Source organism: Spongiibacter marinus, assembly GCF_016906995.1.
GTDB lineage: Bacteria > Pseudomonadota > Gammaproteobacteria > Pseudomonadales > Spongiibacteraceae > Spongiibacter > Spongiibacter marinus.
The window spans coordinates 140,159-154,908 of sequence record NZ_JAFBBD010000006.1; the positions used below are offsets into that span (position 1 = coordinate 140,159).

Below are 14,750 nucleotides of genomic sequence, written 5' to 3' on the forward strand. Positions count from 1 at the left end.
GGTGTGGCTAAAAATTAGGCAAAAAAAGCCCGGCATTTGCCGGGCTTAGGTGAGATATTGTCAAACTTAGTTCCGGGGGTCGTTGGCCGCTCTTGGCAGCTTCGGACGATCCGGGTTAGGTTGCGCCATAACACTGGCGTCTAGCACTGGCGCTTGCGGTTGCGCCGTGGTGATATCCACAGTGCCAACTGGGCTGGGTGCAACGCGCGGATCGTTGGCGGCTCTACCTTGCGGCTTGGCAACGCTGCTGGGAGCGGCGGGTGACGGCGCGGCATTAGGCTCGCTCGCTGCAATCGGCGCTTCGGGCTCTGATGTTGTTTCAGCCGCCGTATCCGGTGCTGACGGCTCAGCCGGTGCCTCAGCGGCTGGTTCGACGTCCTGCGCCGGCGTATCGGACGGTGGTGTCGCTTCAGTGTCCGCTACCACGGCTTCGGTTGCGCTGTCTTCCGTCGCTGTCGATTCGGCCTCTTCATTACGCTTGGCTGGCGCCGGCTCGTTTTCAGTAACGGCGTTTTCAGTTGCCTCTACCTCCATTGAGTCGTTGCTGACGGTGTCCTTCACGTCTGCAGCCGGGGCAGTGGGCGCAGTAGCTTGGTTCGGCGTTTCCTCGCTGCGGGGTGCGGGAGCCTCAGTCGCTGTGATGGGCGCCTCTGTCGTCGGAGCCGCTTCAGTGTTTACCTTCGCATCCTCTGCAGTCTCCTCAGCAACAATACTGTTGCGTGCTTCTTCCGGCAAAGCATCTACGGGTGCGGCACTGCGTTTACGTTCCTGGGGGCCGCGAGGGCGGCGGTTGCCGCGGCGACGCGGGCGATTGTTTGACTCATTGCCCTTGTTATCGCTGTCGGCCTGATCGTTTTCCGGCTTGCGCGTGTCGTTGCTGGGCTTGTCATTGCCTTTGTTCGCCGCCGTATTGTCGCGATCATTGCGATTACGGTTGCGATTGCGGTTGTTGTTGCGGCTATCGCTGCGATTGTCACCGCGCTCGTCATTGCGCTTATCGCGGTTTTGCTTGTTGCCGCCGCGTTCGCTGTTCGCTTTCGCTGTGTCGCTGTCACCACCTTGGTTGTTGCGATTGCGCTGGTCGTTGGGGCGACGATTGCGGTTGCGGTTCTGGCCACCGCGGTTGTTGTTGCGGTTCTGACCGCCGCGGTTGTTGTTGCGGTTGCGATTGTTGGCGCGGCGTGGTTCAGGAGTGGGCTCGGGTTCAGGCTCTTCGCCTTTAAAGAAGGCGGCGATACTTTTACCCAGCTTGCTGAAAAAGCCTTCCTCATCCGCCTTTTGCTCAGCAGGCTTATTGTCGGCGGGTTTGTCGCTTGCCGGCGAGGGTGCTGGTGCCGGTGTTTTGGGCGCCAGGGTGCGAACCACAGCAGCGGGTGCGGCGGCCGGCGCTTGTGGGGCCTTGATTTGCTCGTCTTCACTTTCCGCTTCAGCGGCAATTTTGTAGCTGACCTCGGCATCGCCGTCGATGTCGCTCTCGCGCAGGCGGGCTACCTCGAAATGTGGCGTGTCCAGGTGTGGGGCGGGGATCACTACCACACGCACGTTACTGCGCTGTTCGATGTCGTGTATTGCCGTGCGCTTTTCGTTCAGCAGATATGAGCCAACATTGACGGGAACAATGGCGCGAATTTCGGCGCTTTTCTCTTTATTCGCTTCCTCTTCAACGAGGCGAAGAATCGACAGGGCGAGGGATTTGGTGTCGCGAATAGTGCCCTGGCCGCTACAGCGGGGGCAGACTTTGGCGCTGGTCTCGCCCAGAGAGGGGCGGAGGCGTTGGCGAGACATTTCAAGCAGGCCAAAGCGCGAGATTCGCCCGGTTTGGATGCGGGCGCGGTCGGTTGCCATGGCATCCCGAACCCGGTTTTCCACTTCGCGTTGGTTTTTGGCTGCCATCATGTCGATAAAATCGACAACGATCAGACCACCGATATCACGCAGCCGTAACTGGCGGGCAATCTCATCAGCAGCTTCAAGGTTGGTTTGCAGTGCTGTTTCCTCGATATCGCCGCCCTTGGTTGCTCTGGCAGAGTTGATATCGATGGAGACGAGTGCCTCTGTTGGGTCGATAACGATAGAGCCGCCGCTGGGGAGTTGAACCTCGCGCTGGAAGGCCGATTCAATCTGGGACTCTATCTGGTAGCGGTTGAATAGGGGAACCTGGTCTTGGTAGTAGCGCACCTTGTTTTTAAAGTGCGGCATCACCTGTTCAACGAAGTGCATCGCTTCGTTGTAGGATTCCTCGGAATCGATCAAGACCTGGTCGATATCGTCGCGCAAATAGTCGCGAATTGCGCGGATAATAACGTTGCTTTCCTGAAGGATAAGCACCGGAGCCTTGCGCTCTTCACCGGCTTGCTGAATCGCTGACCACAGGTGAAGAAGGTAGTCTAAATCCCACTGCAGTTCTTCCGAGCTGCGGCCGATGCCCGCTGTGCGAACAATGACGCCCATGCTGTCTGGGATGTTGATGCTGTTCAGCGCATCGCGCAAAGCGGCGCGCTCCTCTCCCTCAATGCGACGAGAAATGCCGCCGGCACGGGGATTGTTAGGCATCAGTACCATGTAGCGGCCGGCGAGACTAATAAAGGTTGTGAGTGCAGCGCCTTTGTTGCCGCGCTCCTCTTTTTCAACCTGAACGATAACTTCGGTGCCTTCTTTTACAAGGTCCTTGATTTTCGCACGGCCGGAAACGTCAGAGGGGTTGCGGTAGAAATATTCTTTGGAGATTTCTTTAAGGGGAAGAAAACCGTGGCGTTCGGCGCCGAAGTCGACAAAAGCGGCTTCCAGGCTGGGTTCAACGCGGGTAATTTTACCCTTGTATACGTTGGCTTTTTTCTGGACGCGGGTACGGTTCTCGATATCCAGGTCGTAAAGGCGTTGCCCGTCTACGAGGGCAACACGCAACTCTTCTGGCTGAGTTGCGTTAATAAGCATTCTTTTCATGAGCTATCAAATCCCAAAAGCCGGGATCTGTCGGGCCGCTCACGTGATTGAGCATCTATAAGCGTTGCAATGAGTCGATTGGGCCTTATGGGCGCCGGGGCCGTTTTCGGCCAGCGTTCTCATTGTGTGCGGCATGGTCGTTTGTTGCCGCGCTTTTCTCGGCGCGATTGTTCACGCGCTGGTCGTCGTTCGTCTAATACGGTAGGCGCAGGGTATACGCGCCAAATATCGGTAACGTCTATTCGTACGTCGCTTTTACAGAGTTCTATCACATCTACGGTGCCGGCAAATCTCGGCAGCACAATGTTTTATGTACCGGCACTACGCTAAAATGCCGCCGGTACACTGTTTGTTCACGTGGTGAGGCGCTGCCAAATTCCCTATGGCGATATCTGCCTCTGTAGACGGTTGGCGGTTTTCCCTTGCAACACAGCCCTGCTGTGGCGGGAACCGGGCCCAACGGCTACGCGTTGGAATATAGCAGTATTCAGTAGTTGTCTCAATGATTTACCGAGGTTTTGAGTGAGTTCAGACGGATTAGTTAATCCCGCAGTGCGGTTTGTCACCGTGACTGACGATTTTGCCGGGCAGAGGCTGGATAACTTTTTAATGAGAGAGTTAAAAGGTGTTCCTAAGTCTAAGATTTATAACATTTTGCGCCGTGGCGAAGTGCGAGTGAATAAATCGCGGGTTAAGCCGGCATACAAGCTCATGGCGGGGGATGTGTTACGCATTCCGCCTGTTCGGTTGGCGCAACGCGAGACGGTGCCTGTGTCGACTTCGCTGGCGACGCGGATCCGCGATGCGGTGATCTACGAAGATGAGGGCTTGATGATAGTCAATAAACCCTCGGGATTGGCGGTGCATGGCGGCAGTGGAGTGTCGATGGGCCTGATTGAATCTCTGCGCCAAATATACCCGGAGTGTCGGCATTTGGAGTTGGTTCACCGCCTTGATCGCGACACCTCAGGCTGTGTCATGGTTTCGAAAAAAAGAAGTGTTCTTAAGGAATTGCATCAACTTCTTCAGAAAAAACATGCAGTCGATAAGCGTTATCTTGCGCTGGTGGGCGGGAGTTGGCCTGTGCGCAAAAACCAGGTGAATGTACGACTGCAGAAAAATGTGCTGCAGTCCGGTGAAAGGATGGTTCGTGCAGGTATTGAGGGAAAGGCCTCGCTCACCGAATATCGGCTGCTCAAGCGTATTGAGGGTGCAAGCTTGGTGGAGGCCAGACCAATTACCGGGCGCACCCATCAAATTCGCGTTCACTGCCAGTACGCCGGCCACCCGATCCTTGGCGACGATAAATATGGGGACGACGCCGCGAATCAGCGTTTTCGGGAAAAGGGCTTAAAGCGTTTATTTCTGCATGCCCATTCGTTGTCTTTCACTTTGGGTGAAAGGAAGGTCTCGGTGGAAGCGCCTCTGCCAAGTGACCTACAAAAAGTTCTAGAAAGCGAGGGTAACTAGCCGTCATGCTTATTATTTTTGACTGGGATGGGACGCTGCTCGATTCATCTGACAAGATCGTGGCGTGCATGCGCCAGGCCGCTGCCGACTGTGGCGTGGCGCCGCCGAGCCCGGCGGAGGTGCGCGATATTATTGGCTTGGAATTGAGTCGCGCGATTGCAATTCTTTTTCCTTCGAAGTCTCCAGAGGGTGTCACCGAGATTCGCGATGCCTACGCACGGCGTTTTGTGGAGGCTGATTGCCAGCCATGCTCGTATTTTGACGGGGTTGAGCGTGGTTTGCGGCGCTTGCACGCGGCGGGCCATCAGTTGTGCGTGGCAACGGGCAAAAGTCGCAAGGGCTTGAACCGGGTATTCTCGCACTTGCCGGAGGCCGCGCTGTTTACTGCCAGTCGCTGCGCCGATGAAACGGCGTCAAAGCCAGATCCGTTGATGTTGCGTGAATTGTGTGAGGCCCTGAGTGTCGCGCCGCATGACGCGGTCATGGTCGGCGATACGGAGTACGACCTGGAGATGGCTCATCGCTTTGGTATGCCGTCGATAGGTGTTAGTTACGGCGTGCATCATCCTGATCGCCTAAAGCGGTGGGGGCCTCGCGCCATTATTGACCATTTCGATCATCTGGATGCGGCGCTGCCGCGCTAAGTTATGCTCGCGCGGCAGGGTTGCCTAGGGGAGGTCGTAGCCCTCTTTGGTCAGAAAATCCACCAAGCGTATGAGCGGTAAGCCAATCAGGGTATTGGGGTCGTCGCCGCTCAGGCGCTCAAATAAACTAATGCCCAAGCCCTCCATTTTGAAGCCGCCGGCGCAGTCGAACGCGGGCTCTTTGTCCACGTAGCGAGTGATCTGGTCGGTGGTCAAGGGGCGAAAATAGACGGTAAATGTTTCTACGCAGTTCTGCTGGCGGCCGCTTTGACTGTTAATCAGGCATAGGCCGGTGTGGAAGTGCAGCGTTTTGCCGGAGCACGCTTGAAGCTGCTCAATGGTTCGGTCCCGGTCGCCGGGCTTGCCCAGCGCGATGCCGTCGAGGTCTGCAACTTGATCACTGCCAATAACTAGGGCGTCTTTGTGCTGAGTGGCCACGTGGGCGGCTTTCTGCCGCGCTAGGCGCAGTGCGGTCTCTGCGGGCTTTTCCGTATTTAATGGTGTTTCGTCGATATTCGGAGCGTGACACTCGGCTTGTATGCCGAGTTGGCTGATTAATTGCTGGCGGTAGCGCGAGCTAGAGGCGAGTACGATCCTGGTGGGGCTGGCCATTTAATGCGGGGTCCGGTCAGAAGTTTCAGGCAGTTTAGCAGAATCCCTGCCGCCAATTTGCAGGGGCTTGAGGGCAGTGGCTTGCCCGCGGTTCTTGTGTGGGCGAAAAGGCGGCGTAAGCGCCTAAAAATACGGCTTTTTGCTTTGACATCGCCCGGTCAAATCCCTATGATTGCGCGCTTATGCAAAGACAGCCCCTGCCTAAGCAGCTGGATGCGAGGAAACTCTGCATCAGCGCTGCGGAAATTTGCGCGAAGATCAGCGTAAGCGAGTTACCCCGTTTTGCGGCGGGACTGGCTTCTGATAACGGCGAAGTACTGGCCGATATCAAGCTGTATCGAGATGAACAGGGGTTTTACCGAGTGGATGGGAAGGCTCGTGCTGCAGTCGAAGTGAGCTGCGAGCGCTGTTTACAGGCCATGCCCATTGAAATTGCGGCGGAATTCGCTCTCGCTCTAGTGTGGACCGAGGAGCAGGCCAAAGCTTTGCCGAAGTCATTGGATCCGGTGATTTTGGGTGAAGAGCTACTGGCGCTCGATGAGTTATTGCAAGACGAGCTGATTATCAGCACGCCTTTCGTTAGCTACCACGATATAGACGAGTGCAAAACCACCGCGCCAACTGACTATCCCGCGCCGGAAGGCGCCGGAATTGAAGAGAAGGGCGAGTCGCCTTTTTCTGTACTGGGGTCATTAAAACCCCAAGATTAAGTGAAGAGGAATTGTTGAGCCATGGCTGTTCAGAAAAGCAAGAAGACCCGTTCTCGTCGCGGCATGCGTCGTTCACACGATGCACTGTCTAGCGCAGCGCTGTCAGTAGACCAGACTAGCGGTGAAAAGCATCTGCGCCATAACGTTACCGCTGACGGTTTCTTCCGTGGCCGTAAAGTAGTCGCTGGTAAAGACGACTAACATTTGCGTGGCATCACTGCGGCTAGCCGTTGATGCAATGGGCGGAGACTTCGGTCTCCGCTCTACGATTCCCGCCTCCGTTCTCGCACTGAACGAGAATTCAGAACTTCATATCACGCTAGTAGGCGACGAGCCCGCTATTCGTGCTGCCCTGGCTGATTCCAGAGCGCCCCTCGACCGCTTATCAATAATCCATGCGCCGGATGTGGTGCTGATGGATGATAAACCTGCGTCAGCACTTCGAACAAAACGCCAGTCGTCCATGGCGATCGCTTTAGAGCTGCTTCGTGATGGTCAGGTGTCCGCGGTGCTTAGCGCCGGAAACACCGGCGCACTCGTGGCAATGAGCTGCATTATTGTCCAGCGCATGGACGGCATTCGCCGGCCCGCGATCTGCGCCCCAATCCCCTCCGACCACCATCACACCTTCATGTTGGATCTCGGCGCAAATGTCGAGTGCAGTGCTGAAGAACTTCGCCAGTACGCAGTGATGGGGAGTGCTTTGTGCAGCGTTGTGGATGGCAATGCCCAGCCGCGCGTTGGTTTATTGAACATTGGTGAGGAGCTGATAAAGGGGACCGCACTGATGCAAGACACGGCGGCGCTGTTGAACGCGGAACCACGGCTTAACTACGTGGGCTTCGTTGAAGGCGGGGATATTTTTGGCAGTGAGGTCGATGTGGTGGTTTGCGATGGCTTTGTTGGCAATATCGCCTTGAAGGTGAGTGAAGGTACGGCGTCATTTATCAATCGAACACTGCGTGCTCAGCTGCGCGAAACCCTTCTCGGGCGCTTGGTCGGTTTATTGTTGTTGCCTGTGCTAAAGCGTTTTCAAAAGCGGCACGACCCGCGTCATTACAACGGCGCTGTACTGCTCGGGCTGAAGGGGGTGGTTGTGAAAAGTCATGGCAGCTCTGATGAAAAAGGTTTTCTAGCGGCAATCCAGCAAGCCGCTAGGGCAGTCGGCCAGGATCTACCAGCGCGCATCGCCGAGCATTTGTAGTGCGATGCGCCATTTAAAAATCAATAAGTGAATAGATAACAAAGGATGTACAACTGATGGAAGCAAAGAAGTTAGCATTCGTTTTTCCCGGACAAGGTTCGCAGAAAGTCGGCATGCTTGCCGATTTAGCGGCAGCCTTTCCCGAGGTGAAGAACACCTTTGCCGAGGCCTCTGACGCCCTGGATTACGATATGTGGGCGTTGGTTCAAGAAGGTGAGCAAGCTCAGCTGAATCTGACCGAGACGACACAGCCCGTGTTGCTTACCGCTAGTGTGGCGGTGTGGCGCCTGTGGTTAGCACAGGGTGGCCTGCGCCCGGCGATGATGGCCGGGCACAGCCTGGGTGAGTTCTCTGCGCTGGTCTGTGCCGGTGCAATCGACTTTGCTGACGCCGTGCGACTGGTTCGTGCGCGTGGTCAATATATGCAGACTGCCGTGCCGGTGGGTGAGGGCGCTATGGCGGCTGTGCTGGGGTTGGATGACGCGAAAATTGAAGAGATTTGTGCGGCAACTGACGGCGTTGTTGAGGCCGTGAATTACAACTCGCCTGGACAGGTGGTTGTGGCGGGACATACCCAGGCTGTGGAAGCGGCGCTGGGTGCGCTGAAAGACGCCGGTGCCAAGCGCGCGATGTTGCTGCCGGTGAGCGCTCCTTTCCATACCTCATTGATGCGCCCAGCGGGTGAAAAGCTAGCCCAAGCCTTGGCAGAATTGACGATTAACGCGCCTGTCATTCCCGTGGTGCACAATGTTCACGCACAAACTGAAGCAAACCCGGCTCAGATCAAGGAATTGCTGACTCAGCAGATATACAGTGCGGTCAAATGGGTGTCCTGTGTGCAGACAATGACCGACTCTGGGATCGAAATGACGGTAGAGTGCGGGCCGGGCAAGGTGCTGAGTGGCTTGAATAAGCGAATTCAGAAATCGCTGCAGTGCTTGAACCTGGAGAGTCCAGAAACCCTAGAGGCCGCATTGGCTGCGGTCGCCGAATAATAAGGAAGTCGTTGTATGAGTGATAAAGTTGCATTGGTGACCGGAGCAAGTCGCGGTATTGGGCGGGCAATCGCTCTGGCACTAGGCGAGGCAGGTTACACCGTCGTTGGCACGGCTACATCGGAGTCAGGTGCAGAGTCAATATCTGCAGGCTTCGCTGAGCAGGGCGTGACGGGCTGCGGAATGGTATTGGATGTTGCGTCATCACAGTCAGTGGACGCCGTGCTTAAGGCCATTGGTGAGCAATACGGTGCGCCTACCGTACTGGTGAATAACGCCGGTATTACCAAAGACAATATTATGATGCGAATGAAAGAAGAGGAGTGGTTCGATGTCATCGACACTAACCTCAACTCTCTTTATCGCATTGCAAAAGCCAGCCTGCGCGGCATGACTAAAGCGCGCTGGGGGCGAATTATCAATATCAGCTCTGTTGTGGGCTCAATGGGCAATGCTGGTCAGGCCAATTATGCCGCGGCAAAGGCCGGAATGGACGGCTTTACTCGAGCGCTTGCCCGGGAGATTGGTTCTCGTGGAATCACGGTGAACAGCGTAGCGCCGGGGTTTATTGATACGGACATGACGAAGAAATTGCCCGAGGAGCAGCGTGAATCCCTCGCGGGGCAAATTCCTCTGCAGCGCCTGGGGCAGCCCGAGGAAATTGCGGCCGTTGTCGCGTTTTTGGCGAGTGATGCCGGGGCTTACATTACGGGTGAGACAATTCATGTAAATGGCGGCATGTATATGGCGTAAACATTTGAAAAATAGGGCTTTCTTTCTAGAAATGTCGAATTTTTCTGTTTTAGCTATGCACAAGCGTCGGTAGTCGATGTAGAATTAGCGTCCAAGTGCTGGGCCGTACGCATCACTATTTTCGGTGAACGACTGAGTTGCCCTAGGGTGAGTCAGGCGCTCCAAACTTTAAAAATTAATTAGGAGTCATTTAGGACCATGAGTAGCATTGAAGAACGCGTCAAGAAAATTGTGGCAGAGCAACTCGGTGTTAAGGAAGACGACGTGCAGGAGTCTGCCTCTTTTGTAGAAGATCTGGGCGCAGATTCTCTGGATACCGTTGAGCTAGTAATGGCCCTTGAAGAGGAATTTGAAACTGAAATTCCCGATGAAGAAGCCGAGAAGATCACAACTGTGAAGCTGGCCATCGATTACATCAAAGAAAATCTGCAGTAAGTTTTCTGCACAGGCGGGAATTCCCGCAAGGAAAAAGCCGTTTCTATGAACATAGAGCGGCTTTTTTTATGTCTGAAGATAAAGTTTGCGCGCAGATTGCGATAGTATTCTGCCGGTAAAGGCGGTAGCTCGGTATCAGATAGCCAGTTTCTGTAGGGTTAGCGAGCATAGAAAATAGGTAGCTGGAGGTATTCATGTCAAAGCGCAGAGTGGTGGTAACTGGATTGGGGATGGTGAGCCCACTCGGTAATTCCGTTGCAGAAAGCTGGCAGCAGATTCTCGAAGGGCGCAGCGGCGTTGCCGAAATAAATAGCTTTGACACCTCGGCGTATGCAACGCGCATTGGGGCCTCGATAAAGGATTTTTCTGTCGACGAGTATATGTCGGCGAAAGAAGCCAAGCGCTTTGATCCGTTTATCCACTATGGCATTGCGGCAGCAGAGCAGGCCCTGAGTGATTCTGGGCTGGCGATACAAGACAGCAATGCGCATCGCGTAGGAACCGCAATTGGTTCTGGTATTGGCGGTATCGGCTTGATTGAAAAAAGCCGGATGACTATCGAGAAGAGTGGCCCGAGAAAGCTGTCGCCGTTCACAGTACCAGGCGCGATCATCAATATGGTGGCGGGCCTGATGGCGATCCGCCACAACCTTCAGGGGCCAAGCATCGCGATCACCACTGCGTGCACCACGGGTACCCACAATATTGGTATGGCGGCGCGCATGATCGCCTACGGCGATGCCGATGCGATGCTCGTTGGTGGTGCCGAGATGGCAACCACGCAGGTTGGCTTGGGCGGCTTTGCCGCGGCGCGGGCAATGTCGACGCGCAACGATGACCCCCAGGGCGCAAGCCGCCCCTGGGACAAAGAGCGCGATGGCTTCGTATTGGGCGATGGCGCAGGCATGCTAGTACTGGAAGAACTTGAATCTGCAAGGCAGCGCGGCGCGACAATTTACGCTGAGTTGAGCGGTTTTGGTATGAGCTGCGACGCCTTTCATATGACCTCTCCACCAGAAGACGGCCGCGGTGCCCTTGCGGCAATGCAAGCGGCATTGAACGATGCCCAAAAAGATGCCGCGGTACTGGATTATATCAATGCCCACGGCACCTCCACGGTGGCGGGCGATGTTGCAGAAAGCCGGGCGATAGAGCGTTTAATGGGGCCGGCGGCTGATGCGGTGGCGGTAAGCTCCACCAAATCAATGGTTGGGCATCTACTGGGCGCGGCTGGCGCTGTTGAGGCGATATTCTCGGTGCTCGCCATTCGCGATCAGGTGGCGCCGCCGACCATAAATCTACAGACGCCGGATGAGGGCTGTACCCTGAATTACGTTCCCAACGCTGCCCAGCAGCGCCGGATTGAGCACGCCATGTCGAATTCGTTCGGTTTTGGTGGCACTAACGGCAGCTTGCTTTTCAGTCGCTATCAAGGCTGAGTTGGCGCTCTCGGATGGTAGATAAACAGGCCATTTTTAACGGCAAGCCCTGTGATCGATCTTTAGCGGCGAATCGAGGTATGGCCTATGGCGACGGGCTGTACGAAACCCTATTGGTGAATGAGGGTAAGCCGTTATGGCTGGACGAGCACCTGGCGAGACTGTTATCCGGTGCGACGCGCTTGCGGTTAGACATCGATAGCGTAGCCTTGTGCGAGGACGTTCGCGCAATCTGCGCGCCGGTAAAAGGTAGGCGAGTCCTTAAGATTCTGTGTTTTCGCCGCAGTGGCGGGCGCGGCTACCAGCCTCAATCGCGCACTGCAGAGCGCTTATTATCCCTTTGGCCAGAACCTGGTGGCGAGTTGTGGCACCACGGCGCCCGGCTTATGTTGTGTCAAACGCGCATGGCAATGAATGCCCAGTTTGCCGGCATTAAACATTGCAACCGGTTGGAGCAGGTAATGGCCGCCGAGGAGTTGCAAGGCAGTACTTGCGATGAAGGCTTGATGCTGGATACCAGTGGCCGCGTAATAGAAGGAACGCGAAGTAACCTGTTTGCCGTAAGTTCCGGAAAACTGTATACACCGTCGCTGAACGAGAGTGGTGTTGCAGGTATCATGCGGGAGAAAATACTGCACTGGGCGAAAGCGCAGGGAATACCGACTCTTCAAGTAAATATGGGCCCGTCAATGCTCCAACGTGCTGACGAAATCTTTGTATGCAACAGTGTTTTTGGGCTGTGGCCGGCGCTGTCTATCGGCTGTCTACAGAAATCTATCGGTCCGATGAGCCGAGCCGCGCAGGCACATTTTGAATCTCAATTTCATGCGTAAATTATTTCGCGCTGCGATAGCGCTTATTTTTCCCGTTGTAATCCTCTGCCTGCTCTTGCTGGCATATGTCGATCGCTACTTTGACCGGGCTCTGAATCTGGGCGAGACTGCCCAAACGTTTGTACTGAACCGGGGAACCGGCTTTTCTGCTGCCATTAATCAGGCCGCCTCACAGGGGTGGCTCACACAACCCGATGTACTGAAGATCTACGGCCGCTTATTTCCATCACAGGCAGAAATTCGCGCGGGGGAATATCGCCTAGAGCCCGGCATCACCGTGGGAGAATGGCTGCAAATGCTCCGCGATGGCGAGGTGCTGAGCCACCAATTGACCTTTGTCGAGGGCTCTACGCTTGGCCAGGTAATACAGCAATTGTCGTCCCACGCATTGATTGATGCTGAGGGTATGAACCCCCCGACAGATGAGCAGTTTTGGTCCAGTCTTGGTATTGAACAGCCGCTGGCAGAAAACCCGGAAGGTTTGTTTTTCCCTGATACCTATGACTTTCATCGCGGTGATTCAGCCGAGATGTTGCTGCGCCGCGCCTACCAGCGATTACAGCGAGTGTTAAATGAAGAGTGGGCGGCGCGAGCGGACGGCTTGCCATATAAAACCGCCTATGAAGCGCTGATTATGGCGTCGATCATCGAGAAAGAGACCGGCGTGCCCCATGAGCGCGGCGAGATCGCCGGCGTATTTGTTCGACGCCTTCAGCGTGGTATGCGTTTGCAGACAGACCCAACTGTCATTTATGGAATGGGGGAGGCCTACCGCGGCAACATCCGTGGGCGAGATTTGCGTGACGCCAGTAACCCTTACAACACATACAGAATCAACGGCTTGCCGCCAACGCCGATAGCATTGGCTGGGCGAGAAGCCATTCACGCAGCCCTTCACCCAGTGGCAGGTGATAGCTTGTTCTTTGTGGCGAAGGGTGATGGCAGCCATCAGTTTTCGGCCACCTTGGCCGAGCATGAGGCTGCGGTGAAACGCTACCAGCTGCGTCGACGCAGTGATTATCGATCCAGCCCTGTGGCTACGGAGAAACGCTAATGCCGACGACTGCGCGATTTATTACCCTGGAAGGTGGGGAGGGCGTCGGAAAGTCCAGCAATATGGCGTTTATCGTCGATACGCTGGCGGCGGCGGGCATCCCCTATATCCAAACCCGCGAGCCGGGCGGTACCGCTTTAGCGGAGAGTATTCGCGAATTGTTGCTCGAGCCTCGCGATGAGCCGATGGCAGAGCTGACGGAGTTATTGCTGGTGTTCGCGGCGAGAGCGCAGCATTTACAACAGAAAATAATCCCTGCGTTAAACGCCGGCACCTGGGTGATTTGTGATCGCTTTACGGATGCCACCATGGCATACCAGGGAGCTGGGAGAGGCCTATCTGTGGCAGTTATTCAGCAGTTGCGCCAATTGGTGCAGGCTGAGTTGCAACCGGATCTTACGCTGTTGCTCGATGCCCCTATTGATGTCGGTATGGGGCGCGCGAGTCGTCGCGGGGAGCTCGATCGCTTCGAGCGCGAGCAGGCAGATTTCTTTCAGCGCGTGCGCCAGGGCTATTTGGATCAGGCGCACGCTGAGCCGGAGCGATACCGGGTGATTGATGCCTCGCAAGCGCTGGAAGCAGTGCAGCAGGATATTCACCAGGTGCTGCAAGAGGTATTGCAGGGGGCTGGGGCATGAGTAGTATGCCGCTGAGTTATCCCTGGCAAATGCCACAATGGCAGCAGCTGGCAGGCTTACATGAAGGGCAGCGGTTTCCCCATGCGCTGTTACTGGGTGGACCCTCGGGTATCGGCAAGCTGCAGTTTGGTCGGGCGCTGCTTTGCAGCCTGTTGTGTGAGCACCCTAAAAATTTTTTGGCTTGTGGTGAATGCCATTCGTGCCAGCTTTACCAAAGCGGTAGTCACCCGGATATCCGCGAGCTTTGCCCGGAAGAGGGCAAGCGCCAGATTGGCGTTGATCAGGTCCGCGCTCTTCAGCAATTTACTTCGCAAAGTGCTTACCGAGAGGGTGGCCGTAAGCTGGTATTGATTCACCCCGCTGAGGCGATGAACCCCTACACCGCAAATGCCTTACTGAAAACCCTGGAGGAGCCGGCGGGCGACACCGTACTGGTTTTGCTGAGTCACTCGCCGAGTCAGTTGTTGGCGACTATTCGCTCGCGCTGCGTGCAGCTTACCTTCCCCCTGCCCGAACACAACAGTGCCCTGAAATGGTTGCAGAATCAGTTAGGGCAGACTGAGGATGCCGAGGCCCTGTTGCGGGAGTCTGGCGGGCGTCCTCTGGCCGCTCAACAGCTTTATGAGAGCGATGGCCTGAGCCAATGGCGAGCACAGGACGCCGCGCTGGCTGAGGTGGTCGAGGGCAAAAAGACCGTGCTGCAACTGGCCGATAGCTGGCAAGACCGGGAAGTTCCAGAGGTGCTTGAGTGGTGGCTGAATCGCTTGGCGGCACTGATCAAACACTTGTCGGCCGGTCAGCCGTTGAACGCGCGTTGGCAGGCTTACACGTCTATGGCCTTGCCGTCGGTTTATCTGCAATACGAGCAAGCCTTGGGATTGCGGGCGACCTTGCTTCGCGGTGCGGCGCTCAATAAACGCCTGGTATTGGAGAAGCTGCTACTGGACTGGTTTGATGCCTTTTATGGCCGTGCGCCGTCGCGGGCTTATTGATATAGTAGAAACATAACTCGCCGAACAC

At 55.7% G+C, this 14,750-nt stretch carries 15 protein-coding genes; 13 read left to right on the plus strand and 2 right to left on the minus strand.

Annotated features, from left to right (window positions below):
- Nucleotides 1-66 precede the first annotated feature (66 nt).
- Nucleotides 67-2,943, minus strand: coding sequence for a ribonuclease E (rne, locus tag HNR64_RS10770; protein WP_204996476.1), 2,877 nt, complete (start codon nt 2,941-2,943; stop codon nt 67-69).
- A gap of 522 nt (nt 2,944-3,465) precedes the next feature.
- Between rne and rluC the strand changes: the two genes are divergently transcribed.
- Entirely contained in the window at nt 3,466-4,413 is a 948-nt protein-coding gene (gene rluC / locus HNR64_RS10775) for a 23S rRNA pseudouridine(955/2504/2580) synthase RluC (protein ID WP_204996477.1), read from the plus strand.
- 5 nt (nt 4,414-4,418) lie between these two features.
- Nucleotides 4,419-5,057 carry an HAD family hydrolase gene (locus HNR64_RS10780; protein ID WP_204996478.1) on the plus strand — a complete coding sequence of 213 codons (639 nt, stop codon included), beginning with the start codon at nt 4,419-4,421 and terminating at the stop codon, nt 5,055-5,057.
- A gap of 24 nt (nt 5,058-5,081) precedes the next feature.
- Here the strand turns inward: HNR64_RS10780 and HNR64_RS10785 are convergent, their stop codons facing one another.
- Nucleotides 5,082-5,669, minus strand: a complete 588-nt coding sequence (locus HNR64_RS10785; protein WP_204996479.1) for a Maf family protein — start codon at nt 5,667-5,669, stop codon at nt 5,082-5,084.
- A gap of 182 nt (nt 5,670-5,851) precedes the next feature.
- On the opposite strand from HNR64_RS10785, the gene HNR64_RS10790 reads away from it, so the two are divergent.
- From HNR64_RS10790 to HNR64_RS10840, 11 genes are all read left to right on the plus strand, one after another.
- On the plus strand, nt 5,852-6,379 hold the full coding sequence (locus HNR64_RS10790; RefSeq protein WP_204996480.1) for a YceD family protein: 528 nt from the start codon (nt 5,852-5,854) through the stop codon (nt 6,377-6,379).
- Nucleotides 6,380-6,400: 21 nt separating this feature from the next.
- Complete coding sequence (rpmF, locus tag HNR64_RS10795; protein ID WP_022957239.1) at nt 6,401-6,580, plus strand: 50S ribosomal protein L32; 180 nt, start codon at nt 6,401-6,403, stop codon at nt 6,578-6,580.
- Between the two features lie 7 nt (nt 6,581-6,587).
- Complete coding sequence (gene plsX, locus HNR64_RS10800; protein ID WP_204996481.1) at nt 6,588-7,583, plus strand: phosphate acyltransferase PlsX; 996 nt, start codon at nt 6,588-6,590, stop codon at nt 7,581-7,583.
- Nucleotides 7,584-7,639: 56 nt separating this feature from the next.
- A complete protein-coding gene (fabD, locus tag HNR64_RS10805; protein WP_204996482.1) occupies nt 7,640-8,578 on the plus strand; it encodes an ACP S-malonyltransferase in 939 nt (312 codons plus the stop codon).
- Nucleotides 8,579-8,593: 15 nt separating this feature from the next.
- Nucleotides 8,594-9,331, plus strand: coding sequence for a 3-oxoacyl-ACP reductase FabG (gene fabG / locus HNR64_RS10810; RefSeq protein WP_027873800.1), 738 nt, complete (start codon nt 8,594-8,596; stop codon nt 9,329-9,331).
- A 198-nt stretch (nt 9,332-9,529) separates the two neighbouring features.
- Nucleotides 9,530-9,766 (plus strand): acyl carrier protein, encoded by a 237-nt coding sequence (gene acpP, locus HNR64_RS10815; RefSeq protein WP_022957235.1) that lies wholly within the window; start codon nt 9,530-9,532, stop codon nt 9,764-9,766.
- Between the two features lie 194 nt (nt 9,767-9,960).
- Nucleotides 9,961-11,205: a beta-ketoacyl-ACP synthase II gene (fabF, locus tag HNR64_RS10820; RefSeq protein ID WP_204996483.1), complete on the plus strand. Its 1,245-nt coding sequence runs from the start codon at nt 9,961-9,963 to the stop codon at nt 11,203-11,205.
- Nucleotides 11,206-11,219: 14 nt separating this feature from the next.
- The gene (pabC, locus tag HNR64_RS10825) at nt 11,220-12,038 is read left to right on the plus strand and encodes an aminodeoxychorismate lyase (RefSeq protein WP_204996484.1); all 819 of its coding nucleotides are present in this window, start codon (nt 11,220-11,222) and stop codon (nt 12,036-12,038) included.
- Nucleotides 12,031-13,092 (plus strand): endolytic transglycosylase MltG, encoded by a 1,062-nt coding sequence (gene mltG, locus HNR64_RS10830; RefSeq protein WP_204996485.1) that lies wholly within the window; start codon nt 12,031-12,033, stop codon nt 13,090-13,092. The genes pabC and mltG overlap by 8 nt, the downstream gene beginning before the upstream one ends.
- A complete protein-coding gene (gene tmk, locus HNR64_RS10835; RefSeq protein ID WP_204996486.1) occupies nt 13,092-13,730 on the plus strand; it encodes a dTMP kinase in 639 nt (212 codons plus the stop codon). Before mltG ends, tmk begins: the two co-directional genes overlap by 1 nt.
- Nucleotides 13,727-14,722: a DNA polymerase III subunit delta' gene (locus HNR64_RS10840; RefSeq protein ID WP_204996487.1), complete on the plus strand. Its 996-nt coding sequence runs from the start codon at nt 13,727-13,729 to the stop codon at nt 14,720-14,722. Before tmk ends, HNR64_RS10840 begins: the two co-directional genes overlap by 4 nt.
- Nucleotides 14,723-14,750: the final 28 nt, after the last annotated feature.

Bases quoted from the DNA above. Each gene is read 5' to 3' on its own strand.
- rne (WP_204996476.1), bottom strand. From the start codon at position 2,943: ATGAAAAGAATGCTTATTAACGCAACTCAGCCAGAAGAGTTGCGTGTT.
- HNR64_RS10780 (WP_204996478.1), top strand. From the start codon at position 4,419: ATGCTTATTATTTTTGACTGGGATGGGACGCTGCTCGATTCATCTGAC.
- HNR64_RS10785 (WP_204996479.1), bottom strand. From the start codon at position 5,669: ATGGCCAGCCCCACCAGGATCGTACTCGCCTCTAGCTCGCGCTACCGC.
- HNR64_RS10790 (WP_204996480.1), top strand. From the start codon at position 5,852: ATGCAAAGACAGCCCCTGCCTAAGCAGCTGGATGCGAGGAAACTCTGC.
- rpmF (WP_022957239.1), top strand. From the start codon at position 6,401: ATGGCTGTTCAGAAAAGCAAGAAGACCCGTTCTCGTCGCGGCATGCGT.
- fabD (WP_204996482.1), top strand. From the start codon at position 7,640: ATGGAAGCAAAGAAGTTAGCATTCGTTTTTCCCGGACAAGGTTCGCAG.
- fabG (WP_027873800.1), top strand. From the start codon at position 8,594: ATGAGTGATAAAGTTGCATTGGTGACCGGAGCAAGTCGCGGTATTGGG.
- acpP (WP_022957235.1), top strand. From the start codon at position 9,530: ATGAGTAGCATTGAAGAACGCGTCAAGAAAATTGTGGCAGAGCAACTC.
- fabF (WP_204996483.1), top strand. From the start codon at position 9,961: ATGTCAAAGCGCAGAGTGGTGGTAACTGGATTGGGGATGGTGAGCCCA.
- pabC (WP_204996484.1), top strand. From the start codon at position 11,220: ATGGTAGATAAACAGGCCATTTTTAACGGCAAGCCCTGTGATCGATCT.
- mltG (WP_204996485.1), top strand. From the start codon at position 12,031: ATGCGTAAATTATTTCGCGCTGCGATAGCGCTTATTTTTCCCGTTGTA.
- tmk (WP_204996486.1), top strand. From the start codon at position 13,092: ATGCCGACGACTGCGCGATTTATTACCCTGGAAGGTGGGGAGGGCGTC.
- HNR64_RS10840 (WP_204996487.1), top strand. From the start codon at position 13,727: ATGAGTAGTATGCCGCTGAGTTATCCCTGGCAAATGCCACAATGGCAG.